This is a genomic window from Rickettsia sp. Tenjiku01, assembly GCF_001653015.1.
In the GTDB taxonomy this organism is placed as follows: Bacteria; Pseudomonadota; Alphaproteobacteria; order Rickettsiales; family Rickettsiaceae; genus Rickettsia; species Rickettsia rickettsii.
In genome coordinates this window covers 1-23,227 of sequence record NZ_BCMR01000025.1, presented here as the reverse complement: position 1 = coordinate 23,227, position 23,227 = coordinate 1, and the positions used below count along the sequence as shown (strand labels likewise).

Genomic DNA, 23,227 nt, shown 5'->3' with positions numbered 1-23,227 from the left:
ACCTTATTTTTGCATCTTGAATTATTTCACTTGCAAACTTCATCTTACTACTATGTTTAAATATCTGTTTTTCTTCTTCAGGCTTAAGCTTTTCATTCTTAATAAAGCAATCACATTGTTCTTGGGCTGCTAATTCGTTAAATAGTTGCCCTCTTAGTTCTGTGTTAATTTCTGCTGGATAAATAGTGGCTATTTTCTTTAAATTATCCTCACCAAATTTATATATTAGATGATCACTGAAAATACTTCTTGTTTCTAACAACATTACGAACTTATCTTTATTATCACCTGCATAAGATAATATTTTTCCGTAAAATTTGGTATTTTCATTTGTAATACTAATTACGTAATTAATATCACTTGCTACTATTTTAAGCGCTAATCCTTTGTTTAGGAATAGAGGTTTATTTTATATTGTTCTGCTAACGGATCGTCTGTTTCTGCAAGTAATTTAGTTATAAACTCCTCTAAACTTACTATTTTGCTTGCTGAATTATCGGTTGTAAATATTTCATAGTTTCTATCTTCAAATATTATCTTGCCTTCTATTCCTGGTGCTGTACTAACCAATACCGTAAAAGTAAAATTATATTTCTTTATACCATTTAAAATAAACTTACTCTCAACTCATTTATCACACCGCTTTTTAATATGCTTTTACCTATTTCTTTTAAAAAGATTTGTGTTTCGCTTATATTCGCTAATTCGTTAAAACTCGCAATAAACCATTCTAGTACTTCAGGATTTTTACTTTTTTCATATTCTTAAGTGATGTAATCGGTTATTGTGTGTAGGTTTTGGCGTCTATTTCTAAATATAAATCCTTATCAAAATTTTGAGTTCTATGTAGATCAATTATTTTTATTAACCTATTAACTTGTTTATAACTAGCTTTATCAAATGATCTTACATTTATTATTATATTAATTAAACTTACAGCAACTGCATATTTAGCATATCTGTCAACATAAGGGTCACTGAGTATATCTTTGAACACTTTACATGCTTCTTCTACCGGTTTTACCTTGCCTAATTCAACTAAACTTAAAGCAGACTCGGATTTGTCAGAATTACTAAATAAATTTTTCAGTATTTTAGATGCGTCATGTGATATATTGGGGTTTATTTGTATTATCCAACCTAGGATTTTGGCGATTGTGAATTCAATATAATTACTAGGGTTATTAAGTAGTGTATTCAATATTTTTAATGTCTCTTGGACTAAACTAGGATTTATACGTACTGTTTCAGTTAAGCTCCAAATAACTACAATTATGACTTCGTTGCCGGAATCGTTTAATACTTCTTTCAATATACTAAATATTGCTAATGTTAAACTTGGTACAATATATGTTAACTATAAGCTTACAACAGCCGTAGCCTTAATATAAATATTAGAATCATTTAGTAGATCTTGCAGTGTATTTAAAGTTTATTGTTCATGCATTACACTTAGCATTTCAGTTAAGCGTCTCGAGTAGCTTGATATAAAATTTCATTATTAGGGTTACCAAATAGTTATTCTGCTTTTAAACATTGCACAGTATCAAATTTGACATAATTAGGCATTACGGATTAGTGTTTTCAATATGTTCAATGCTTCTTTTACTAAACTAGGCTTTGCCTTTACTATTTCAACTAAAACTGAAACTGCCTCGAACTTGCAATTTTCTATAGGATCATTAAATAATTCTTGCAGTGCATTAAATGCCTTGGGTGCTATATTAGGTGTTGTATTTACTATCTTAACTAAGCTTTTAATAACTATGTATTTGTTATATAATTTTTTACCTGATTTAATATTTTAATATCTAAATTAGGCATAATATTAATTATTGCAATCAATATTACATTTACATATTCATTTAATACCTTTTTATTTAATAACGGTATTATTTTTTTAAAAACTTTCCTGTAATACTGTCTTATCTATCGTCTCATCTAATATTTGGGCTAATTTTTGTAATTGTTCATCTTTAATTTCTAATAGGCTTGTTAACTTCTTATAAATTTTTGTTTTATTGCCCCATTCATTTCTTATTTGCTAATCCTGTGATGATTCCTATAACTGTTTTAAATTCTTGAGGGTCAGTTTTTTTATTTTGTAATTTTTCATTTACTGTTTTAACAATTGCTTCCGATAAATAACCACTGTCTATTATAGTTGTTCCCAACCTGTAATATCTTTTAGCACAACTTCATCTATTAAATTTTGTATTTGTTTTAAATTCGGTATTCTACTATCAAATTTCCCGTTAATGTTGCAGAGTATAATCTTTTTTTTCAATCCCTAACTCTAATATCCTATCCACATTACATGTTACAGCTTTCCAAAATATTTCTATTAACTCTTGATTATTTTCATTACTTACCATCCCTGCTAGAAACTTCAGAGTCATTAGATATTGCGGATCGTTTCAATGCGCACCTATAAAATTGCTGCTGTATATTTTGTGTTGTTATCTGCTAACTGATTTTTTAAATAACATGCAGCTAGATATTCTTGAAATGTTAAATGAATAAATTGAAAATTTTGCCCTTCTATTCTTAATAGCCCTTGTTCTATAACTTCGTCTATATCTAATATATCTTTCTTGCTTTCTACTACTTTGTTCTCTACTCACTTCCCTGTTGCAACAAACGACTCATAAGCTATTTGCTCTAAAAAACTCATTTTGTTTTTTAAGTGATTATTAGCTTCAGTTTTATTTTTATATATAAGTCGTTTATATAGTGAAATAATAATTTGTTTTTTTTGAAATTTATCCCTTATTGCTTGATCGCTCCAAACCAAACATATTAATGCAGTATTGATAGGAACTGCACATATTTCTATTTGGCTATGAGTAGCCAAAAAGATTTTTAATGGTGTTCCAAGCTCTTTATCATACTCAAAATTTTTATGTACATATTGGCTCTATTCCCTCACTATCCCAGCCTATATTGTCTACTTTCTGCTCAAATCTGTTGCTCATTTCTTCTATAACCGCATTAGGCCTAGAACTCATTACGATATTTTTATACTGAAATACCGAATCCATAATATCTCACGATTACTCTGTGATAAAAACGCTACCTCATCATAACCATCCAGTAGTAATAATATCCTATCTTTATCTTGTATGCTTTTTATATCTTCAAGTTTTATATCTTTAGAATCTAAACAATAATGGACAAAACAACTTAGTATATCGTTATCTATATTAGTACCATAACGTACTGTCCAACTTAACAATTCCTTTAACCTGATTCTAAATACATAATCAAATTTGTTGTTCCATAGTTTTTCTGTTCCCCATTTATAAGATAGATAATGCATTAACATGGTTTTACCTATTCCTGCACTACCGAGTAACAATACTTTACCTATATCAACTTGCATTCTGTTTATTTTCTCAACTATATTTTTTATTTCTGAGGTACTTTTATTAGTTAGATTTCTGCGAAGTATCGCAAACTTATTTTCTTCATTTAGTGACTTAACTATATCATCAATTTTTTCTTCTTGAACTTGATTTTTTATCAAACAACTCCCTTATCTTTTCTTCCGTATCTATGGCTTTAAAAATATTCTCTATTTCTGCCGGTGATGAGACAGAAGTAGATTTCGGTACGTGGGCTAGTCCTTTTGTCGGCAATAGTACTCAAAAGGCACAAAATAATCTAAGCGGTTATAAATCTAACTCAACCAGCAGTACTGTCGGTTTTGATAGTTGAATAGGCGATGATTTCTTACTTGGCGTTGCCAGTGCATGGCAAACAAACTCTTACGACTGATATGGCACTGAGATTAGGTAAATATTTTCACACTTCAGCCCAGTTATGGATTAATTTACAAGCAAGATATGATTTAAAATTAGCCTAGCGTAATGAATGGCCTCATATTAAAATCGTATTCGTACTATGGAAGCAGCAAGAAAAGCTAGTTGATCATTTCCTAGCAACGGCAAAAGATTCAGGATGTCTTATGGCAATATCGATATCCTACATAAATCTTATTCTTATACTGTCGCTTGTACCAAGTGCATAAGGGTTAACTAACACATCTAATACGCCCCATTGCCCGACATAAAATATTAAATAATACTTTTTATCACGGAGTAATACATTAAAAAAAGGCAACAAATAATACCCTCATATTTACAAGCCTATTGTTACTAAAGAATTATAGAACAAATAGAAAAAGTTTTTGCATCAATGTATATTGAGCCTGATTTATTGAGCAAAATAATTAAAAGTGTTAAAGAATCGGCAAAATATGAAAAAGATTATTATAACACAAGAATAACAGAATTAAATAAAGAGCTTATCAGTGTAAAAAATAGCCTTGATAAGCTTAGAAGTAAACTTTTAGAAGGTATATTTACAAATGAAGAATACGAAGAAGATAAATATAAATTAACAACACGTCGTGATAAAGTAATGTTAGAGATAGCAGAGCATAATAAAGGTGATGATTGTTTTACGGACAAAATGATAGATGTACTAAATTTAGTTGCCAATGCACATCAATATTTTGTTTTGTCGAATGCTGAGGGAAAAAGACGCCTAATAAAAACTGTGTTTTCAATTAAATTAACAGACAAAAAGCTTGACTTTATGATACATTCGCCGTTTGATTCATTCGCAAAGTTGTCAAAAATTGAGGAATGGCTCCCCGGGCCGGACTCGAACCAGCGACCGAACGGTTAACAGCCGTTTGCTCTACCACTAAGCTACCGAGGAACATTAGAAGCATCTGGAAGATTCAGATACTTCCTTATAACAAATCTTTATTATAACGTCTAGCGTTTTCTTTATATAAAATAAAAAAGTTTTATTCATCACCTATTTTTAAAGCTGCAATAAACGCAGATTGCGGAATTTCGATATTACCGTACTGTCTCATTCTCTTTTTCCCTGCTTTTTGTTTCTCAAGTAATTTACGTTTACGACTTATATCACCGCCGTAACATTTAGATAAAACATCTTTACGTAGGGCTTTAATAGTCTCACGAGCGATAATACGACTACCTATACTTGCTTGAATTGCTATATCAATCTGCTGTCTCGGTATTAAACCCTTTAACCTTACGCATAATGCCCTCCCTCTTTGCTCGGCACGTGAGCGGTGTACGATTGTGGATAGTGCATCAACCACCTCTGCGTTAACCAAAATCCCAAGCTTAACAAGTTCGGAAGGTTCATAAACATCCATTTGCCATTCAAAACTTGCATAACCTTTAGAACAGCTTTTTAAACGATCGTAGAAATCGTAAACTATCTCATTTAGCGGTAATTTATAAATTATTTTAGCCCTATTTGCTATATAGCTATGATCAAGCTGCATCCCTCTCTTTTCCGTACAAAGCGATAGTACCGCACCTAAAAACTCATCAGGTACCATTATAGTTGCCTTAATCCAAGGCTCTTCCATTGATTCAATTTTTTGTAAATCAGGCAAATCTGCTGGGTTATGTATCTCTAAGTTCTCACCGTCCCGCATATGAATTTTATACACCACGCTTGGAGCGGTAGTGATTAAATCTAAATCGAATTCCCTACTTAAACGTTCTTGGATTATCTCTAAATGTAACAGCCCTAAAAAGCCGCATCTAAAACCTACTCCGAGTGCCGAAGAGCTTTCCATTTCATACTCAAAACTAGCATCATTAAGGCGTAATTTAGCTAGTGAATCCTTTAGATGCTCAAATTCCGAGCTATCCGTTGGATAAAGACCACAAAACACTACGGGTAAGTTTGGTTTAAAACCCGGTAGAGCTTGCTCACAAGGCTTTTTTTCATCAGTGATAGTATCCCCAACTTTACAATCCGCTACTTGCTTTATAGCCGCAGTAAAGAAGCCGATTTCGCCTGCATGCAGAACATCCGAAATATGTTTTTTCGGAGTAAAATAGCCAACATTCTCAACGGTATAAACTGAGTTAGTAGCCATCATTTTAATACGCATATTCTTACGTAAGTAGCCATCAATAACACGTACTAAAATAACCACGCCAAGATATGGGTCATACCAACTATCAACAAGCAAAGCTTTCAAAATATCAGAACTACTTTCTTTTGGCGGAGGTAATTTATTTACTATAGCCTCTAAAACTAAATCAATCCCTATACCGCTTTTAGCAGAGATTAGCACAGCCTCACTTGTATCGATTCCGATTATATCCTCTATTTGCTGCTTAACCTGTTCAGGTTCTGACGCCGGTAGGTCAAGCTTGTTAAGCACCAGTACAATCTCATGATCATTCTCGATTGCTTGGTAAACATTGGCAAGCGTTTGTGCTTCTACTCCTTGCGTACTATCAACTACCAATAACGAGCCTTCACAAGCAGCAAGTGACCTACTAACTTCATAAGCAAAATCGACATGCCCGGGAGTGTCCATTAGATTCAAATAGTAGGTGTTACCGTCTTTAGCTTTATATACAAGCCGCACGGTTTGTGCCTTAATAGTTATACCTCTCTCTTTTTCAATATCCATCGAATCTAGCACTTGCTGGCTCATTTCCCTAGCCTGCAAGCCGCCGCAATGTTCAATTAACCTATCGGCTAACGTAGATTTACCGTGATCAATATGGGCGATTATTGAGAAGTTCCTTATATAGTTTTGATGATTCATAATTATTGTGATATAATTTGCATTTGTTTATTGTCTGTTATCCCACTATCAAGTCACAGGATGACACTAAACCACGATAATATATAACAAAATCGAAATTTATAACAGGAAAAAATAATGCGAGCTGAAATAGAAAATTATGTAAAAAAAATTGAGCAGTCTTTAGAACTACTTTGGAGGTCACTTTGACGTTGAAGCATCAACTGAAAGACTGAACGCGTTAGAAGAGTTAACAGCCGATCCTAGTTTATGGAATGATCAGGCTAATGCTCAAAAATTACTGCGAGAAAAAAGTAATCTAGAAGAAAAACTAAACGCTTTTAATAAACTCAAATCCAATTTAAAAGATGCTTTAGAACTTGAAGAAATGGCTGAAGCCGAAAACGATTTAGAAACACTTTCACAAATTGAACAGGACTTAAAAAATTTAAGCATCATTGCTGCCAAATTTGAAACGGAATGTTTGTTTTCAGGTGAAGCAGACGGTAATAATTGCTTTTTAGAGATTAATGCTGGAGCCGGGGGAACTGAAAGCCATGACTGGGCGTCTATTATGATGCGTATGTATTTGCGTTTTGCCGAAAGACTCGGCTTTAAAACCGAAATAATCAATATGATTAACGGCGAAGAGGCAGGCATTAAATCATGCACGATTAGGATAATAGGAAAGCGTGCTTACGGCTGGTTTAAGACCGAAGCTGGCGTTCACAGATTAGTGCGTATTTCTCCATTTAATGCAGCCGGTAAAAGAATGACTAGCTTTGCAAGTAGCTGGGTATATCCCGAAATTGATGATAATATAGCAATTACTATTGAGGATAAAGATTTAAGAATCGATACTTTTAGAGCATCGGGAGCCGGCGGGCAGCACGTTAATACTACCGATTCAGCTGTACGTATCACTCATATACCGACCGGTACGGTAACACAATGCCAAAGCGATAGATCGCAGCATAAAAATAAAGCTCAAGCTATGAAAATGCTTCAAGCCAAACTCTATGAGCTTGAAATGCAAAAACGTACCGATAGCGTTAACGAGCAGAATGCCGCTAAAACTGATAATAGCTGGGGACATCAAATTAGATCATATGTTTTGCAACCTTATCAAATGGTAAAAGATTTACGTACCGATTATGAAACTTCCGATACTAAAGGAGTGCTTGACGGTGACCTTGAAGAATTTGTTTCCGCAAACCTTGCTATGAATGCGGGTGGTAAGAAGTAGTGAAAATCAATGAGCAATACTTTAAGTAATGAATCATATACTAATTTAATTAAAAATTTAAAACAAGAAATTAGCAAAGCTCGTATTAGAGCCCATTTAGCAGCAAATAAAGAATTGATAGTTCTTTATTGGCATATAGGAAAATTAATTTTAGAACGTCAGACTAAAGAAAAATGGGGATCAAAAGTGATTCAAAATATTTCTGATGATTTGCGTAAAGAATTGCCTAAAATGAAAGGATTATCATATCAAAACCTTTCTTATATGCGTCAGTTTTTTGCAGAATATAATAATGACCAAATTCTCCAACAGGCGGTTGGAGAAATCCCATGGAGTCATAATATTATTATTTTTTCAAAACTAAAAAATATAAATCAAAGAATTTGGTATGCACAACAAACCATCGAAAATGGTTGGTCAAGAAATGTATTATCTTTGCAAATTAAAAGTAATTTACATGAAGGGTCAGCGAAAGGTATAAATAACTTCTCCAATACTTTACCTGAGCTACAGTCCGATTTAGCCAGGTCGATTATAAACGAACCGTATAACTTAGAATTTTTAGATATTCAAGGTAAAATAATAGAACGAGATTTAGAAAATAAATTGATAGATAATATTAAAAAAACTTTTTATTAGAGTTAGGACAAGGTTTTGCATTTGTTGGCAATCAGTATCATATAGAACTTGAGGGAGAAGATTATTATTTGGATTTAGTTTTTTATCACATAAAACTCAAATGCTATGTATGTTGTTATTGAATTAAAAACCGGCAAGTTTAAGCCGGAATATGCCGGTAAACTAAATTTTTATCTTAATTTAATGGAGCGCACAATTAAAGATAATTCGGACAATCCTACAATTGGGTTAATTTTGTGCGAAGAAACACAAGGTATTACTGTAGAATACGCTATAGAAGGCATCCAAAAACCAATAGGAGTATTACAATTTAAGCTTACAGCAACATTACCTAAAAAGCTTGAAAAATTCCTGCCTACCCCTCAAGATCTAGCAAAGCTAAAAAGCGAATAAATTACTAAAAGTTATTTTTCTTGATATCATGGTCAAGTTTTGGTATGACCTTTTCATATTTCAACCTTATTATTTTTATCGCAACATGAAAAACTAGAAAAACTTTACTACTGCTATTTCTATATTTATTATAGCTATAGCATTGGTTCTAGGATTTCAGAGTTATCAAAAATTTACTCAAGATAAACATTTTGAGCAGGTAATAACCGTAAATAATCTAGAGTTTGATCCTGCTAATGAAAAAATCCGCAAGACATTCTTATATCAAAATACCTATCAATTCCGATACTCAAAATATAGAGGCTGCAGATAAAGAGGACGGATATAATAGGATGAGGCTTGGCATAGATAGAGATTGCAAGAAAAGTAGCAACTAAAAAACTTGATAAGCAAATATCTAGCCTAACATATGAAGAATTGAAAAAATACGGACCGATGATTTTGTTTAACGGCGGAGCGTATGATAATAAATTACTACAAGCAGCGCTTGATAAAAATATTATTACCGATTATCCAAAAGAAAATTTTTATATTTTTACGCTGCCGGAATACCAAACCAATACCGGCACGGACAATTTAACACTCTATATAAAGAGCATGAAAACGGTAATATTGACTTAAGTAACGCCGAAATTGCTATTGTTACTCATGCTTATCATTTTCCTCGTGTTAATCGATATTTTGATAACAAACCGAACTTGGACTTCTTCTTTATTCATAACACTAAACCTATAATCTTCTTAGTCGATCGAAAATTTGAAACCATAGGAGTAGATAATGAACTAAAGCATGAGCTAATAAAATTACCTAACTATATAGAGAAAGGTTTTGTTTCAGAAAAATTAAATGCTAATATTTAGCAATGCTTGATTAATCAATGACTATCTCTCTTGCTTCTTGTTCCTTAATCTCAATACGAGGTAGAATAATAGTAAGTATTCCATTCTTAAGGCTTGAAGAGATATTTGCCTGATCTACATCTTCATATAATGATATTACATAATTAAAATTTTTATTCATATAATTATCTGAATCATCAGCTTTATTTTTTTCTTCTATATTCCCTGTAATAAATAATTTATTACCGTTTACTTTAACCTTAATTTGACTTTTATCAAAGCCAGGTACTTCCATAACAATAATATACTGCTTATCTTTAGTAATAAAATTGCTTTTTATGCTATTAGATTCATAAAGCGGCAATCTATTTCTAAATAAATTATCAATATTTGTAATTTGATTATCTATTAAACCTGCTACCTGACGCAGTGGCGTTGCATTACCGGAATCATAATTCTTATTAGCTATTGCAATATTACTAGATAAAATCATAGCTGCTATAGACGGAATATATAATCTTACGCTCTTTAACATAAAACCACCATTAATTTTGTTAGTTATATATTTAAATATATAAAGTTATCTATTTAAAATTCAAGTCTTATATTTCCATAATTTGCTGAAAGTACGCTACCCAAAATAAAAACTAATAATCTCCGCAAAAATAGTTTGATCTTCTATGCTCCATAATATATCTAGATATTTCAACTAGCAGAGCAGAACTTTTTAACGATTTATATTGAACATATGTAACTCCTCCATACATTGCAAAAAAGCTATAGGCAAGCACGGGTCTTACCGAGCCATTTAAAGCATCAACCCAACTAACACCTAATTTATAAGTGGAGTAAAGAGAATATTGCTCTACCATTTCTTGTGATATGGTAAGCTCTGTAAAAGTTTTAGACTGATTAAGTTTTTGTTATTAGCAATTTGACGGTCTAAAATATTTATCTCGTGTTTTTTGTCGTTAATATCTTTATATATTTTCAAAATTTCAGGAATTATTGAACTCATAAATCCTGTTATCGCCGCAAGTAAAGTAATCATAAATACTATCTATATAAATTTTAGGATAAGTATAGCAAAGATAAGTCATGATACTAAGAAAGAGGCAAAAAGGGGCAGCATGGACTGATTATTTATGTCATTTCTGCGAAAGCAGGAATCCAGTTTTTTAATCTAATTATATACTAAATTTTTATATAGTTTGCTGTGTTTTTATCATTTTTTACTGGATTCCTGCTTTCGCAGAAATGACATCGAACATATTTAATGATCCATGCAACAACGCCAATAATAGGAAAACTGATCCACTCAACAATTACTTTAAATTAGACCAAATGCGGTTTTTTGCAATATAGAAAAAGATAGTAAATACCGCTAAAAACATCATAACTTTAAGACCCATAGATTTACGATGTTCCATTTCCGGCTCAGCTGCCCATTGTAGAAATACCACAATGTCTTGCGACATCTGCTCTACACTTGCGTTAGTACCGTCCATATAGGTTACCTGCCCGTCTGTAAGCGGCGGCGGCATTGCTATTTGCTCGCCAGGAAAATAGGGATTATAATGAGTTCCCTGCATCAGCTTAAAATCTGCCGGCGGTTCGGTATAGCCGGTAAGTAGCGAATATATATAATTAGCTCCGTCATGACGTGCTTTTATTATCAACGATAAATCAGGAGGATGGGCACCGTTATTAGCTGCTCTTGCTGCTTGCTCATTAGGGTAAGGAGGTACAAAACGATCAGAGGGAAGAGCGGGGCGGTCAAACATCTCACCATCATCATTAGGTCCGTCTTGTATCGTATAGCCTTTGGCAATCTCTTTTATCTCGTCATCCGAAAAGCCGATATCTTTAAGATTACGGTAATATAAATTGTTTAAACCGTGGCAGACACTACAAACTTCTTTATAGACCTGAAAACCTCTTTGTGCTGCTTCACGATTAACTGTACCAAATACGCCGTCAAACGACCATTTCATCTTTTTTGGATGTAATACTTCTTCGTTGGCTAAACTTAAGCACGAAGTTAGTAGTATGATGATAGAGATAAGTAGTTTAGTTTTCATAAATTTTAGTCGTCATTGCAAGGGAAAATTGAAAATGTTGACGAAGCAATCTCAGGAGTTTATATATTATTTTATAAGATTGTTGTGTTGAGATTTTGTCTTTCCTTGCAATGATGTTTTTATTACAGTATAATTTCATTATACAAATCATCCCAATTTATATTTGTTTGTTCTATTAATTTAATTTTTTTGTTTCTTAAACCGGCTTTAATTTGTTTTTCTCTATTGATTGCTGAATTCATAGTTGATGAATCTCATAAAATACTAAAATTTAGCAATTTTTACTAAACTCCTTAATTGTATCATTTTTGTTTTGATATATTCTTTTTATTAAATTAAAAGCAACACCAGTATAGAGTATACCATTTTTCTCATTAGTTACTATAATATACTATTGGTTACTTCATAAATTTGTATAATACAAAAAACGTCATTGCGAGCAGCCATAGGCTGCACGGCAATCTCATGAAATAATAACAAACTCCTGAGATTGCTTAGTCAATTGCTATGCAATTTCTTCGCAATGACTTAACTCTTACAACTCCTCCGGCAATGGCAACGGTTTTTCATATTTACCTATCAGCGGCAGAGCTACTAAGACATGAAAAAAGTAATAACAAGCAGCAAAACGGCTAATGGTAATATACGGCTCTTCTGCCGGCTGCCCGCCTAAATAACCAAGCAATAAACAATCTACCATAAATATCCAAAAAGCCATTCGGTATATCGGTCTATAATTGCTACTTCTAACTTTTGAAGTATCAAGCCAAGGTAGTAAAAATAACACAAATATACTTCCGAACATTAATAGCACCCCACCGAGCTTAGACGGCACGGCTCTAAGTATTGCATAAAACGGCAGAAAATACCATTCAGGGACAATGTGGGCAGGCGTAACTAACGGATTTGCCGGAATGTAATTATCGGGATGTCCTAAATAATTAGGTTCGTAAAAAATAAAATAGGCAAATATTATGAAATAAACTCCGAAACCGACAAAATCCTTTACGGTATAATAAGGGTGGAACGGAATAGTATCTTTAGGGCTTTTAACAGCTATACCTTTTGGGTTATTTGAACCATGCTGATGCAAGGCCACTAAATGCAGCATCACTAAAGCAACAATAATAAACGGCAATAAATAATGCAGTGAGAAGAACCTATTTAATGTCGGGTTATCAACAGAAAAACCACCCCATAACCACGTAACTATGAATTCCCCTATTAACGGAATAGCGGAAAATAAATTAGTAATAACCGTTGCTCCCCAGTAGCTCATCTGCCCCCAAGGAAGCACGTAACCCATGAAAGCAGTAGCCATCATGGTTAGAAAAATGATGATACCGATATGCCAAAGCAGTTCTCTAGGTGCTTTATAAGAGCCGTAATACAAACCCCTTGCTATGTGTAAGTATACGGCGGCAAAAAACATCGATGCACCTACCGCATGAGTATAACGCAGTAACCAACCGTAATTCACGTTACGCATGATTCGCTCAACACTATCGAAAGCATGATCAACATGCGGAGTATAGTGCATAGCAAGTATGACGCCGGTGATTATCTGAATCACTAACGCAATACCGGCAATAGAGCCTAAATTCCACAAATAGCTAAGATTTTTCGGAGTTTGATAATGACTAAAATGTTTTAGGAACGCAAAAATAGGAAGACGATAATCTATCCATTCTATAATAGCATTAGGCTTTTTAGGGGTAATATCTTCATTCATAAATAATTACCCGATTCTAATTTTTTTGTCGCTAATAAAAGTGTAAGGCGGCACAGCTAAATTTAAAGGAGCAGGACCTCTTCTAACTCTACCTGAAGAATCATATTGTGAACCATGGCACGGACAGAACCATCCATCATATTCACCTTGATTAGCAAGCGGTACACAACCTAAATGCGTGCAGATCCCGATCGTCACCAGCCAATTATCATGCCCTGCTTTCACACGTGCTTCATCTGCTTCAGGATCAATCAGCTCTGACATTTTCACGGCTCTTGCTTCAGCTATTTTGTCAGGCGTACGGTTAGTGATAAAAACCGGTTTACCTTGCCATTTAACCGTAACTGTTTGACCTACCTCAATATTTGATAAATCAACCTCAATTGATGATAAAGCTAGCACGTCCGCAGAAGGGTTCAAAGAATCAACGAGAGGCCAAAGAGTACATGCTGCCCCAATTGCTGCCACACTACTAGCCGTTAGAACCATAAAATCACGACGTGTTGTTTGTTTGTTTTTATTATCTTCAGTATCCGACATATAATATTAAAGTGACATAAATTAACGATTATTATTACTACCGCTTGGGGTATTATTAAGATTATTTGGATTTTCTAGTGCTTCATAAGGATTTATTATAGGAGGTTCAGCGTCTGCAGCACTATCTGCTTGTTTTAGCATAAGCTTATTTATTTCATCTTCTAACACTTTTGCTCCTGTCCCTTCTTCATGCTTATATTCGCCAGGATCACTTAAGCAATTCCAAAAACTAACTAAACGATTCCAATTAGGACCGAGTTTTGTAGTACAATTTTGAGCAACTGCTTTAGTTGTATCTAATATCTCGACTGTAGTTTCAGTAAAATAATCTATAAACCCAATTTTTTTTAAGCCTAATACTGTATAATATAAAGTAATTAAGGAAGCAACTGCTATAATTAAATACCATTTAGTGATAATAGACCACAGAAAAAATCCCATAGGATTTGCTGCCATTAACCTTCGTAAAGCCTGCCACATATATTTTGCTCAAAAAATTTATTAATAATATTCATCTTATTTTATATCACTACATTAGTAAAAATAAAGCAAAATCAAGTAATATTATAAATATTTTTAATTAAACAGGAACTCAAGAAGAATGAAATCGGTAAAAATACTAAATTAATTCCTATCATAATAAAAATTAATTGTAAGTTATTATCTTGTAATATTAAACCTGTCATTATAATATTCGGAATTAATAACGGCATGATAAACGTACCGACAAAGTTAGCATTCTTCTTAAAATAACATTGCACGCTACCGGATAACACTACTAAACTACTTGATAACACTAATATCATCCATACACTAATAAAGAAAAATATTATCTCAAGCAAAGTTTTATCAAACAAGACATAAATAATGGGTAAAACAAAAACCAGCCCTATCGTACTACTGATAAATATAGCAAAAAATTTAGCCAATATAATTTTTTCATGACTAACAATTGATAATAATAACTCTAAGCTTCCGTCTTCCAAATCAGATTTAAATATAACTGAAGCAAAACCGATTAATGAAATTAATAAACAAATGACCGAAAAAATTAAACCGAATTTGTTAATATCCCTTTCACTGTTAATTAAAACAGTACTAATTATGCAAAATAAAAAAAATATAACTAGATATTGAATTATATTATTAATGCGATTCTGCACTATCAATTCACGCTTAATTAGTACAAATAGACTATTCATAATTATTAAATACGTTGTAAATTAAGTACATAATAGCTGCAACAGTTAAACCTATACCAATTTCAACAATAACTATCGCAATATGCTGAGCAAGTAGCTTATCATTGATAAAATTTGTTAGTGAATAATAATTTAAATAATTATCGTTAAAAAAGAGTGATATTGTTCCTACAATTGCATATATTGCTACACCTAAAACCGCAATACAAACTAGCACGTTAGGACGAAAATATCGGCTTAATTTTCGATTACCGTAAACTAAATCATAAGCAATAAGGCTAGATGCAAATATAACACCTGCTTGAAACCCACCACCCGGCGAAGACTCACCGTTAAGCTGAATATATATACTATATAAAATTATATAAGGTATTATAAAACTAGTAATATATTTTATTATTGGATTTGTCATCCCGTGGCTTGACCACGGGATCTTGTATCGCCTACTGTGTCCTGAGATCCTGAGATCAAGTCGCGGTATGGCATCATCAGACTTTCTTGAAAATATCAACAGCACGGCAATTCCTGCAATTAAAATTACGCTAGTTTCACCTAAAGTATCATATCCACGATAACTTGCAAGAATAGCCGCAACAAAAGAAGGTATACCTATATCTCTAGAGGTATTTTCGATATAATATTTACTTGAATGCATATGAATAGGAGCATTATCATCACCGTAATTCGGTAATTCTAGCCCCATATAAGCAAGAGTTACTACAAACAATAAACATATTAAACTTGCTGGAATAATATTAGTTCTCTCAACATTCTTTAAATCCGAAGGTAATTTACGCAACAAATTCAAATATACGCATGTTGATAAGCAAGCTCCAAGTGCTGCCTCGGTCATTGCGACATCAGGAGCATCCATAATAAGATAGGATACACCAATTAATAAGCTAAATACAGAAGCAGCAATCACTGCATTTAGTAAATCTTGAGCAAACATTATTTTTATCGAGATTAAGATCAATAAAAAAGCAATTAAGTTAAGTAGGTAATTGCCGAGATCAAAATTTAAAGCTGTCTTTACTGTCATATGGTTATTAAAATTTAACGTCATTGCGAGGAGAAACGTAATTTCGACGTGGCAATCTTATCAAGCATCCTGAGATTGCTTCGTCAATTACTTCGTAATTTTCCTTGCAATGACAGTACTATCAGCTCTAATTTTCATAAATAAAGATGCTTTACCAAGTGCATGAGTTGCTACCGGATTTAGTATAAAAATCAATAAAGCCGCTAAAATTAATTTAACAGAGTTCACAATATCTGCTTCAATGCACGCAAAACCTATTAAGCAAATAGGCACGCCGAAACTCTCAATAACACTTGCTGCATGTAATTTAGTATAAAAATCAGGAAATCTAAAAAAACCGATTATTCCTGAAAATATAGCAAATAATCCAATAATTACTAATAAAATTCCTATATAGTATAGTGTCATTGTGTTTATCCTTTTTTCATCATTGCGAGGAAACTATGAAATAATTGACGAAGCAATCTCATGCACAAGTCCTGAGATTGCCTCACGAACTAAAGTTCACTCGCAATGACGTTTTTACTCACCTTGAGCCAAACTATAACCTGCAACCCCGTCAAATTCAAACAGATTCTCTACTTTGATAAAATCGATATTTGCTGTGCTTAAAGCTTCAAGCAATCTTGTTATATCTAAATGCTTAATTTCTGTGCCGTCTTTATTCATAAAACGACAACACCAATGATCGGAAACAGTTTCAAACCTTGTATCACGAGGCCACAGCTTTAATCCTTTTGACGAGATTGTTTTTAACGCAAAATTACCAAGATCAAGTTTATTAATTTTATCCGCTATATCATGAGCGGAAGATACATTCATATTCACAAATATATCCGTACCAACCAATTTCTTAACTTCTTTAGTATCAATTTTATAATCTATATTGCTTTCTTGCTTCTCAGCAATTAAGGGATAATCTGCTTTAGGTAGCTTTGTCGGTAACTGTCCTAATCTTTTCGTTACTTCTTCGGCAAATTCTTTTGTACCGACTTTTTTACTAGAACTCTGCTCGTTATATATATCGGCTGTATGAACACCATCCTCTATAGTTTTTTTCCAAGCATTTTCGATTAATGTAGCGATATCACCCTGCCCTATATGTACTAGCATCATTATTGCAGCATTTAAAAGCCCTGACGGATTTGCGATATCTTTACCGGCAATATCGGGAGCACTTCCATGTACCGCTTCAAACATCGCATAATGCTGCCCAATATTTGCAGAACCTGCAAGACCTACCGAACCTGAAATTTCAGCAGCTACGTCAGATATGATATCACCGTATAAATTAGAAGTTACGATAACGTCAAATATTTCCGGTTTGGTAGCAAGCCTTGCCGTCCCGATATCGATAATATAATGCGCGTTATTAATTTGCGGGTATTCTTTTGCAATCTCATTAAATACTTTATGCAAAACCCCATCGGAAAATTTCATAATATTATCTTTGCTTAAACACGTGACTTTTTTACGGTTATTTTTTACTGCATATTCAAAAGCATATCTAATAATCTTCTCACATCCTGTATGACTTATCAACTTCATTGACTCATACATATTATGCGTTTGACGGTATTCTATACCTGCGTATAAATCTTCCTCATTCTCACGTATAATAGTTAGGTTCAAATTTGGATGTAATGTTCTAGTAAAAGGATGAAATGAAACGGCAGGACGAATATTAGCAAAAAGCTGTAATGTTTTACGAATCGTGACATTTAAACTTTTATATCCTCCACCTTGCGGAGTAGTAATCGGGGCTTTAAGTATAATACCGGTGCGTTGTATTGATGCCCAGCTTTCCTCGCTTATGCCTGAAGTATAATGCTTCTTGTAAAGCTTTTCACCTACTTCAATGGTTTCTAAACGAATACGAGCCTCGGCTTTGCGTAATATATAAAGCACTGCCTCCATTATTTCAGGACCTATACCGTCCCCGTATGCAATTGTAATCGGTGTAAATTCTACCATATTAAATACTCTCTTGTTTATATCATTCCCGCGTAGGCGGGAACCCAGTAAAATCTATAAAAACTAGTTTTTATAGATTTATTTTATCAAATATGTAACTTCTGTATCAATATTGAAGTTATTTTTCTGGATTACCACCTACGCGGAAATGACACACAAAAATCCATACAACACTATCAATAGTTTATTGTTACTTCTTTTAATCTCTCATTCAACATAAAAGTCACTTCGGAAGTTATATTCAAATTATTTTTGGCATATAAGACTTGAGCACTTGGAATTACCAAATTAAGGTTATATTTCTCGGCAAGTTCACTAATTATTGTAATAGTTGTTTCATGGACTCTACTCATAGCCTCAGCGTGGGCTTGTTCAAGCTTTGTTTTCTTAATCTGAATTTCTTTTCTAACGTGGCTAACTTTTGCATTAAATTCGTTTACTTTATGCTCAAATTCAGTTTCACTTAAATGAGAACGCTCATTTAGCAGCTTCTCTTCCAGCGGTTTAAATTCTGCTTCTTTTGCAGCAATATTCTCTTGAATTTTATGATTAAGCTTTTCGATTTTATTACGCAAATCTTTTATAGCGATCGAACCTTCCAATATAGATTGTACATCAGCAACAGCTACTCTAACTTTAAAATTATCTTCTTTAATTGGCACATTTTGTGCCTCCGTAATCGTTGAGAAATTTATTATGAATATGCATAAACATAATATTCGGTATATCATCCTTGATCCTTTTAGGTTAAACGGTATCGGCTAGGATTGTCATCCCGTGGCTTGACCACGGGATCTTGTGTCACAGGTAGTATCCTGAGATTCCGCGATCAAGTCGCGGGATGACATTCAAGATAACTGGATTCCCGCCTACGTGGGAATGACACTGGAGCAACACCCTTATTAATCTAAGAATAAATAATATCAAGCAATTTGTCTATAATTAAAAACTTAACCTTTACCTAACATTGGCACATTCCCGCCTCCCCATGGTATATATTCGCCATCCGAATAATAATCACTAGAAATAGGTTCAAACGAAATAGCTTTTATTGCTTCAGGACTTAAATAGGTACTCTCTCCATCACTAAGCAAAGGTTCAGTAGCCGGTTCTTCTAGCTCAACATCAATTTCATGCTGTTCATTTCATTAAATTCATATAAAAAAAAGCTTCATGAATATGCTCTGTTCCTTTGTTCTTAACCAAAACTACTGTAATACCATAGTCTTTTGCAGCATTGACAGTTATTTCGGTATTATTAATTATTTCTCTTATATATTCTTTTTTAGTACAATTTTGTATTTCTTCAAAATTATTAGAAGGTAAAGCTGATTTTATATAAATTTTTGCTGCATCTTCCTTTCCTAGTAACCTTGCTAATGCATATTTTACAGCATGAGGATAATCATTAAATGATGCTATAGCTATTTTATGACCGGATAATATAATATTCTTAAAAAGGCGTGCTATTTGCTCTTCATTTTTCCAACCTAAATTTTCATCATCTAGGAATTTCTCCATCAGCTCTATAGAAAATTTTTGCTCAAGCCTAACTTTTTCTTGCTCTCGTTCTTCATAGGAGCTAAAAAAGCGATGTTGTATATTTACGTGCTATTAAACCTCCTAACCTCTCTCCGATATAATTATGCGAATGTCCAACTAAAGTATTGTCACAATCAAATATAAATAAAACTGTATTATCGTTCATTAATTTCTCTTATTTTAAAGTTTAAAAATTCTTAGTAATTTTTATTCGACAGTTAAATCAATTTCTTTTTCAAGAACTTATATTCCAATTTTTGGTATTTTAGTGTATAGTACGAAAAACTATTGTAAACTTGTGAGAATTTTTAAAGATGACATCTATTCGTAATATAGCAATTATTGCCCACGTTGATCATGGAAAAACTACGCTTGTTGATAACATGCTTAAACAAAGCGGAACATTTAGAGCTAACCAAGCAGTTGCTGAGCGTGCTATGGACTCTAATGATCTTGAGCGTGAACGTGGAATCACGATACTTGCCAAATGCACTGCTCTTATGTGGAACGATATCCGTATCAATATAGTTGATACGCCAGGACACGCCGATTTTGGCGGTGAAGTAGAACGCATCCTTAGCATGGTTGACGGTGTAGTGCTACTTGTCGATGCATCGGAAGGACCAATGCCGCAAACAAAATTCGTGCTTTCTAAAGCGTTAAATCTCGGCTTAAAACCTATTGTCGTTATTAATAAAATCGATAGAGATGACCAAAGAATTAAAGAAGTCATCGATGAAGTATTTGAGCTATTTGTGGCACTTGAAGCAAACAACGATCAGCTTGACTTCCCTATAGTTTATGCATCAGGTAGAGCAGGTAGAGCATCTTTAACCTTTGATGATAAAATTAATCCTTTAGAAAATTTAGCAGATGATTTAGCACCGCTTTTCGACCTTATAGTACAGCATGTACCAAAACCCTTAGCCGATGACAAAGCACCGTTTTCTATGCTTGTTACTACTAGAGAATATAATTCTTTCTTCGGTAGGGTTTTAACAGGTCGTGTACAAAGCGGCACTGTTAAAATTAACCAAAACGTAAAAGTATTAAATCGTGAGAATAAAGTACTTGAAACCGGACGTATCACTAAAATATTAGCCTTTAGAGGCTTAGAGCGAATCGCTATAAATGATGCTACAGCCGGCGATATTATTGCCGTAGCAGGCGTTGAAAACGCCAACGTTGCCGATACTATCTGCTCCCCTGAGGTAACCGAGGCCGTACCGTCTCTACCTATCGATCCACCGACTTTATCCATGACTTTTAGCGTTAATGACTCACCGCTTGCAGGAAGCGAAGGGACAAAAGTTACGTCGAGCTTAATTGGAGCTAGGTTAATGCGTGAGCTTGAAAGTAACGTTGCCTTAAAAGTTACTGAAGCTGCCGAGAAAAATGCTTTCCAAGTTGCAGGGCGTGGTGAGTTACAACTTGGTATCTTAATTGAAACTATGCGTCGTGAAGGATTTGAGCTATCTATTAGCAGACCCGAAGTATTATTCCAAACTGATGAGCAAGGTAATAAGCAAGAACCGATGGAAGAAATCCAAGTTGACGTTGATGATGATTATGTTGGAGTAGTCGTAAAATCTTTAGCACTGAGAAAAGCCGAAATGACTGATATGAGGCCGTCAGGCGGCGGTAAAAGCCGTGTTACGTTTATCGGACCGTCTAGAGGGTTAATCGGCTATCACAGCCAGTTTTTAACCGAAACACGAGGCACAGGGATTATGAATCGTATTTTCCATGGATATGCTGATTATAAAGGAAATATCGAGGGAAGACGTAACGGTGTGCTTATCTCTAACGGTGACGGGGCAGCAATTGCATATGCTCTATGGAATCTAGAAGAAAGGGGGAAAATGTTTATAAACCCTAGTGACAAAGTATATAGAGGCATGATTATCGGCGAACATAATCGTGATAATGATTTAGAGGTAAACCCACTCAAAGCGAAACAACTGAGCAACGTTAGAGCAACAGGTAAAGACGAAGCCATAAGGCTAACTCCGCCAATGCTTTTAACGTTAGAGCAGGCAATCAGCTATATACAAAATGACGAGCGAGTTGAAGTAACACCGAAATCTATTCGTTTACGTAAAGCTCTACTTGACCCTAACGACCGTAAAAGAGCTGCAAAGTAGGTATGCCTAAAAAAGTTGACATCGTCATTGCGAGGAAAAACTGTAAGTTTTGACAAAGCAATCTCTGGAATCTTGCTTTATGAGATTGCTACGCTCCTTTCAGTTGCTCGCAATGACGAAAAAACTAAGCTAATACATTAAATACTATAATAACAAACCTTTTTAACGGCTTCTATTACATCGCTCTCACTCGGCAGAGCTAGTGTTTCTAAATTAACAGCATAAGGAAGGGGAAGATCTTTGCCGCTTACAATCTCTATCGGAGCATCTAAATAATCAAATGCTTCTTTCATAACAATAGAAGCTATACTTGCACCAACACCTGCAAAAAACCACCCTTCTTCCACTACAACTAAACGATTAGTTTTTTTCACTGATTCTATTATTGTCTCAGTATCAAGCGGTTTAATAGTGCGAAGATCAATAACCTCACAATCAATATTATCATTCTGCACAACATTTGCAGCATCTAAGGCAAGTTTTACTTGAATCGAGAAAGTTACTATAGTGACACTACTACCCTCTCTTAAAATTTTTGCCTGACCAAAGGGTATAGGCTTGATTGTTTCCGGCACGTCAAAACTATGCCCGTATAAAATTTCATTTTCTAAAAAAACAACGGGATTATCGTCCCTAATAGCTGTAAGCATAAGTCCTTTATGATCTTCTGCACTATAAGGAGCTACTACTTTTAATCCCGGAATGTGGGAATAGCAAGCTGTATAATTTTGGCTATGTTGTGCAGCTACTCTACTTGCTGCTCCGTTTGGTCCTCTAAATACTATCGGACATTTGACCTGCCCGCCTGACATGTAATGCGTTTTTGCAGCTGAATTAACTATGTGATCGAATGCTTGCATAGCAAAGTTAAAGGTCATAAACTCTACGATCGGGCGAAGTCCTGCAAAAGCTGCTCCGACTGCAAGCCCTGCAAAACCATATTCCGTTATCGGTGTATCAATTACCCTCTTAGGACCAAAGCGCTCTAGTAATCCTTGAGTTACCTTGTAAGCTCCTTGATATTCTGCAACTTCCTCGCCTATGACGAAAACCTTGTCGTCTCTTATCATCTCTTCTTGCATGGCATCACGCAACGCTTCACGTACCGTTATTTGCATTTTTCTTTTTTATTTGATTAAATTAAACGTTATTGCAAGGAGGCTTGCCTGCGTGAACGTCATTGCGAGCAGCCGTAGGCTGCGTGACAATCTCATGAAATAATAACAAATTCCTGAGATTGCTTAGTCAAAACTTA

Annotated in this window: 32 protein-coding genes, 1 tRNA gene and 3 pseudogenes; 10 read left to right on the top strand and 26 right to left on the bottom strand. The window is 34.1% G+C overall.

All coding sequences use genetic code 11. From position 1 onward, the window contains the following. From TENJIKU01_RS06190 to TENJIKU01_RS06180, 3 genes and pseudogenes are all read right to left on the bottom strand, one after another. Positions 1 to 265, bottom strand: a pseudogene (locus TENJIKU01_RS06190) (hypothetical protein); the annotation flags it as partial. Between the two features lie 125 nt (positions 266 to 390). Beyond that, positions 391 to 570 carry a hypothetical protein gene (locus TENJIKU01_RS06185; RefSeq protein WP_064429605.1) on the bottom strand — a complete coding sequence of 60 codons (180 nt, stop codon included), beginning with the start codon at positions 568 to 570 and terminating at the stop codon, positions 391 to 393. Between the two features lie 211 nt (positions 571 to 781). Continuing rightward, positions 782 to 1,312, bottom strand: coding sequence for a hypothetical protein (locus tag TENJIKU01_RS06180; protein WP_227780081.1), 531 nt, complete (start codon positions 1,310 to 1,312; stop codon positions 782 to 784). A gap of 277 nt (positions 1,313 to 1,589) precedes the next feature. On the opposite strand from TENJIKU01_RS06180, the gene TENJIKU01_RS06175 reads away from it, so the two are divergent. Further along, on the top strand, positions 1,590 to 1,808 hold the full coding sequence (locus tag TENJIKU01_RS06175; protein WP_064429604.1) for a hypothetical protein: 219 nt from the start codon (positions 1,590 to 1,592) through the stop codon (positions 1,806 to 1,808). Between the two features lie 222 nt (positions 1,809 to 2,030). On the opposite strand, the gene TENJIKU01_RS09985 is transcribed toward TENJIKU01_RS06175, so the two are convergent. The 4 genes from TENJIKU01_RS09985 to TENJIKU01_RS09970 all read right to left on the bottom strand — a co-directional run bounded on the left by TENJIKU01_RS09985 (position 2,031) and on the right by TENJIKU01_RS09970 (position 3,526). Further along, entirely contained in the window at positions 2,031 to 2,174 is a 144-nt protein-coding gene (locus tag TENJIKU01_RS09985) for a hypothetical protein (RefSeq protein WP_227780079.1), read from the bottom strand. Between the two features lie 81 nt (positions 2,175 to 2,255). Then, positions 2,256 to 2,399, bottom strand: coding sequence for a hypothetical protein (locus TENJIKU01_RS09980; RefSeq protein ID WP_227780077.1), 144 nt, complete (start codon positions 2,397 to 2,399; stop codon positions 2,256 to 2,258). 221 nt (positions 2,400 to 2,620) lie between these two features. Further along, positions 2,621 to 2,854, bottom strand: a complete 234-nt coding sequence (locus TENJIKU01_RS09975; RefSeq protein ID WP_064429608.1) for a hypothetical protein — start codon at positions 2,852 to 2,854, stop codon at positions 2,621 to 2,623. 153 nt (positions 2,855 to 3,007) lie between these two features. After that, a complete protein-coding gene (locus TENJIKU01_RS09970; RefSeq protein ID WP_227780075.1) occupies positions 3,008 to 3,526 on the bottom strand; it encodes an NACHT domain-containing protein in 519 nt (172 codons plus the stop codon). 29 nt (positions 3,527 to 3,555) lie between these two features. On the opposite strand from TENJIKU01_RS09970, the gene TENJIKU01_RS08650 reads away from it, so the two are divergent. Next, positions 3,556 to 3,717, top strand: a complete 162-nt coding sequence (locus TENJIKU01_RS08650; protein ID WP_153019890.1) for an autotransporter outer membrane beta-barrel domain-containing protein — start codon at positions 3,556 to 3,558, stop codon at positions 3,715 to 3,717. A gap of 7 nt (positions 3,718 to 3,724) precedes the next feature. Then, positions 3,725 to 3,865 carry a HigA family addiction module antitoxin gene (locus TENJIKU01_RS06155; RefSeq protein ID WP_064429603.1) on the top strand — a complete coding sequence of 47 codons (141 nt, stop codon included), beginning with the start codon at positions 3,725 to 3,727 and terminating at the stop codon, positions 3,863 to 3,865. Between the two features lie 785 nt (positions 3,866 to 4,650). Here the strand turns inward: TENJIKU01_RS06155 and TENJIKU01_RS06150 are convergent. Together TENJIKU01_RS06150 and lepA are read right to left on the bottom strand one after the other, a co-directional pair. Then, a tRNA-Asn gene (locus tag TENJIKU01_RS06150) sits at positions 4,651 to 4,725 on the bottom strand. 91 nt (positions 4,726 to 4,816) lie between these two features. Further along, on the bottom strand, positions 4,817 to 6,619 hold the full coding sequence (gene lepA, locus TENJIKU01_RS06145) for a translation elongation factor 4 (RefSeq protein ID WP_064429602.1): 1,803 nt from the start codon (positions 6,617 to 6,619) through the stop codon (positions 4,817 to 4,819). Between the two features lie 117 nt (positions 6,620 to 6,736). Between lepA and prfB the strand changes: the two genes are divergently transcribed. The 6 genes and pseudogenes from prfB (at position 6,737) to TENJIKU01_RS09035 (ending at position 9,736) form a co-directional block, all read left to right on the top strand. Then, positions 6,737 to 7,844 (top strand): peptide chain release factor 2 gene (prfB, locus tag TENJIKU01_RS06140; RefSeq protein WP_153019889.1). Its coding sequence is split into 2 segments (ribosomal slippage): positions 6,737 to 6,805 and positions 6,807 to 7,844, totalling 1,107 coding nucleotides; the frame shifts between segments, so codons are not numbered across the junction. A 9-nt stretch (positions 7,845 to 7,853) separates the two neighbouring features. After that, entirely contained in the window at positions 7,854 to 8,483 is a 630-nt protein-coding gene (locus TENJIKU01_RS06135; RefSeq protein ID WP_064429601.1) for a DUF1016 N-terminal domain-containing protein, read from the top strand. Between the two features lie 68 nt (positions 8,484 to 8,551). Continuing rightward, positions 8,552 to 8,876 (top strand): annotated as a pseudogene (locus TENJIKU01_RS06130) (PDDEXK nuclease domain-containing protein). Between the two features lie 236 nt (positions 8,877 to 9,112). Further along, the gene (locus tag TENJIKU01_RS09040; protein WP_172795060.1) at positions 9,113 to 9,253 is read left to right on the top strand and encodes a hypothetical protein; all 141 of its coding nucleotides are present in this window, start codon (positions 9,113 to 9,115) and stop codon (positions 9,251 to 9,253) included. Between the two features lie 58 nt (positions 9,254 to 9,311). Then, complete coding sequence (locus TENJIKU01_RS06125) at positions 9,312 to 9,497, top strand: hypothetical protein (RefSeq protein ID WP_064429607.1); 186 nt, start codon at positions 9,312 to 9,314, stop codon at positions 9,495 to 9,497. 77 nt (positions 9,498 to 9,574) lie between these two features. Next, positions 9,575 to 9,736, top strand: coding sequence for a hypothetical protein (locus TENJIKU01_RS09035; RefSeq protein WP_172795059.1), 162 nt, complete (start codon positions 9,575 to 9,577; stop codon positions 9,734 to 9,736). 10 nt (positions 9,737 to 9,746) lie between these two features. Here TENJIKU01_RS09035 and TENJIKU01_RS06120 read toward each other — a convergent pair whose 3' ends face one another. The 16 genes and pseudogenes from TENJIKU01_RS06120 to TENJIKU01_RS09960 form a co-directional block, all read right to left on the bottom strand. Beyond that, positions 9,747 to 10,250 (bottom strand): Hsp20/alpha crystallin family protein, encoded by a 504-nt coding sequence (locus TENJIKU01_RS06120; RefSeq protein WP_064429599.1) that lies wholly within the window; start codon positions 10,248 to 10,250, stop codon positions 9,747 to 9,749. Positions 10,251 to 10,362: 112 nt separating this feature from the next. Next, the gene (locus TENJIKU01_RS09030) at positions 10,363 to 10,587 is read right to left on the bottom strand and encodes a hypothetical protein (protein WP_172795058.1); all 225 of its coding nucleotides are present in this window, start codon (positions 10,585 to 10,587) and stop codon (positions 10,363 to 10,365) included. Continuing rightward, a complete protein-coding gene (locus TENJIKU01_RS09025) occupies positions 10,581 to 10,733 on the bottom strand; it encodes a hypothetical protein (RefSeq protein WP_172795057.1) in 153 nt (50 codons plus the stop codon). Before TENJIKU01_RS09025 ends, TENJIKU01_RS09030 begins: the two co-directional genes overlap by 7 nt. 307 nt (positions 10,734 to 11,040) lie before the next feature. Further along, complete coding sequence (locus TENJIKU01_RS06115; protein WP_012719530.1) at positions 11,041 to 11,796, bottom strand: cytochrome c1; 756 nt, start codon at positions 11,794 to 11,796, stop codon at positions 11,041 to 11,043. A gap of 122 nt (positions 11,797 to 11,918) precedes the next feature. Continuing rightward, a complete protein-coding gene (locus TENJIKU01_RS09965; RefSeq protein WP_016917059.1) occupies positions 11,919 to 12,038 on the bottom strand; it encodes a hypothetical protein in 120 nt (39 codons plus the stop codon). Positions 12,039 to 12,331: 293 nt separating this feature from the next. Then, a complete protein-coding gene (locus tag TENJIKU01_RS06105) occupies positions 12,332 to 13,528 on the bottom strand; it encodes a cytochrome b (protein ID WP_064429598.1) in 1,197 nt (398 codons plus the stop codon). Between the two features lie 6 nt (positions 13,529 to 13,534). Further along, complete coding sequence (gene petA / locus TENJIKU01_RS06100) at positions 13,535 to 14,068, bottom strand: ubiquinol-cytochrome c reductase iron-sulfur subunit (RefSeq protein ID WP_064429597.1); 534 nt, start codon at positions 14,066 to 14,068, stop codon at positions 13,535 to 13,537. 21 nt (positions 14,069 to 14,089) lie between these two features. Beyond that, positions 14,090 to 14,548, bottom strand: coding sequence for a DUF2670 domain-containing protein (locus tag TENJIKU01_RS06095; RefSeq protein WP_064429596.1), 459 nt, complete (start codon positions 14,546 to 14,548; stop codon positions 14,090 to 14,092). Positions 14,549 to 14,622: 74 nt separating this feature from the next. Then, positions 14,623 to 15,270, bottom strand: a complete 648-nt coding sequence (locus TENJIKU01_RS06090) for a heme exporter protein CcmB (protein ID WP_064429595.1) — start codon at positions 15,268 to 15,270, stop codon at positions 14,623 to 14,625. Continuing rightward, the gene (locus TENJIKU01_RS06085) at positions 15,263 to 16,336 is read right to left on the bottom strand and encodes a DUF4040 domain-containing protein (protein WP_064429594.1); all 1,074 of its coding nucleotides are present in this window, start codon (positions 16,334 to 16,336) and stop codon (positions 15,263 to 15,265) included. Before TENJIKU01_RS06085 ends, TENJIKU01_RS06090 begins: the two co-directional genes overlap by 8 nt. A gap of 63 nt (positions 16,337 to 16,399) precedes the next feature. Continuing rightward, positions 16,400 to 16,720 carry a Na+/H+ antiporter subunit G gene (locus tag TENJIKU01_RS06080; protein WP_004996272.1) on the bottom strand — a complete coding sequence of 107 codons (321 nt, stop codon included), beginning with the start codon at positions 16,718 to 16,720 and terminating at the stop codon, positions 16,400 to 16,402. Between the two features lie 114 nt (positions 16,721 to 16,834). Then, positions 16,835 to 18,286 carry an NADP-dependent isocitrate dehydrogenase gene (locus TENJIKU01_RS06075; protein WP_064429593.1) on the bottom strand — a complete coding sequence of 484 codons (1,452 nt, stop codon included), beginning with the start codon at positions 18,284 to 18,286 and terminating at the stop codon, positions 16,835 to 16,837. Between the two features lie 176 nt (positions 18,287 to 18,462). Further along, on the bottom strand, positions 18,463 to 19,017 hold the full coding sequence (locus TENJIKU01_RS06070; RefSeq protein ID WP_010977007.1) for an OmpH family outer membrane protein: 555 nt from the start codon (positions 19,015 to 19,017) through the stop codon (positions 18,463 to 18,465). A gap of 219 nt (positions 19,018 to 19,236) precedes the next feature. Next, positions 19,237 to 19,380 (bottom strand): hypothetical protein, encoded by a 144-nt coding sequence (locus tag TENJIKU01_RS09020; RefSeq protein ID WP_014410497.1) that lies wholly within the window; start codon positions 19,378 to 19,380, stop codon positions 19,237 to 19,239. Between the two features lie 46 nt (positions 19,381 to 19,426). Beyond that, complete coding sequence (locus TENJIKU01_RS09185; RefSeq protein WP_227780083.1) at positions 19,427 to 19,714, bottom strand: hypothetical protein; 288 nt, start codon at positions 19,712 to 19,714, stop codon at positions 19,427 to 19,429. A gap of 54 nt (positions 19,715 to 19,768) precedes the next feature. Beyond that, positions 19,769 to 19,994: pseudogene (locus TENJIKU01_RS09960) on the bottom strand (hypothetical protein); the annotation flags it as partial. 148 nt (positions 19,995 to 20,142) lie between these two features. Between TENJIKU01_RS09960 and typA the strand changes: the two are divergent. Further along, the gene (typA, locus tag TENJIKU01_RS06055) at positions 20,143 to 21,972 is read left to right on the top strand and encodes a translational GTPase TypA (protein WP_064429592.1); all 1,830 of its coding nucleotides are present in this window, start codon (positions 20,143 to 20,145) and stop codon (positions 21,970 to 21,972) included. Between the two features lie 137 nt (positions 21,973 to 22,109). On the opposite strand, the gene TENJIKU01_RS06050 is transcribed toward typA, so the two are convergent. Further along, positions 22,110 to 23,090 (bottom strand): pyruvate dehydrogenase complex E1 component subunit beta, encoded by a 981-nt coding sequence (locus TENJIKU01_RS06050; protein ID WP_064429591.1) that lies wholly within the window; start codon positions 23,088 to 23,090, stop codon positions 22,110 to 22,112. Between the last annotated feature and the right edge of the window lie 137 nt (positions 23,091 to 23,227).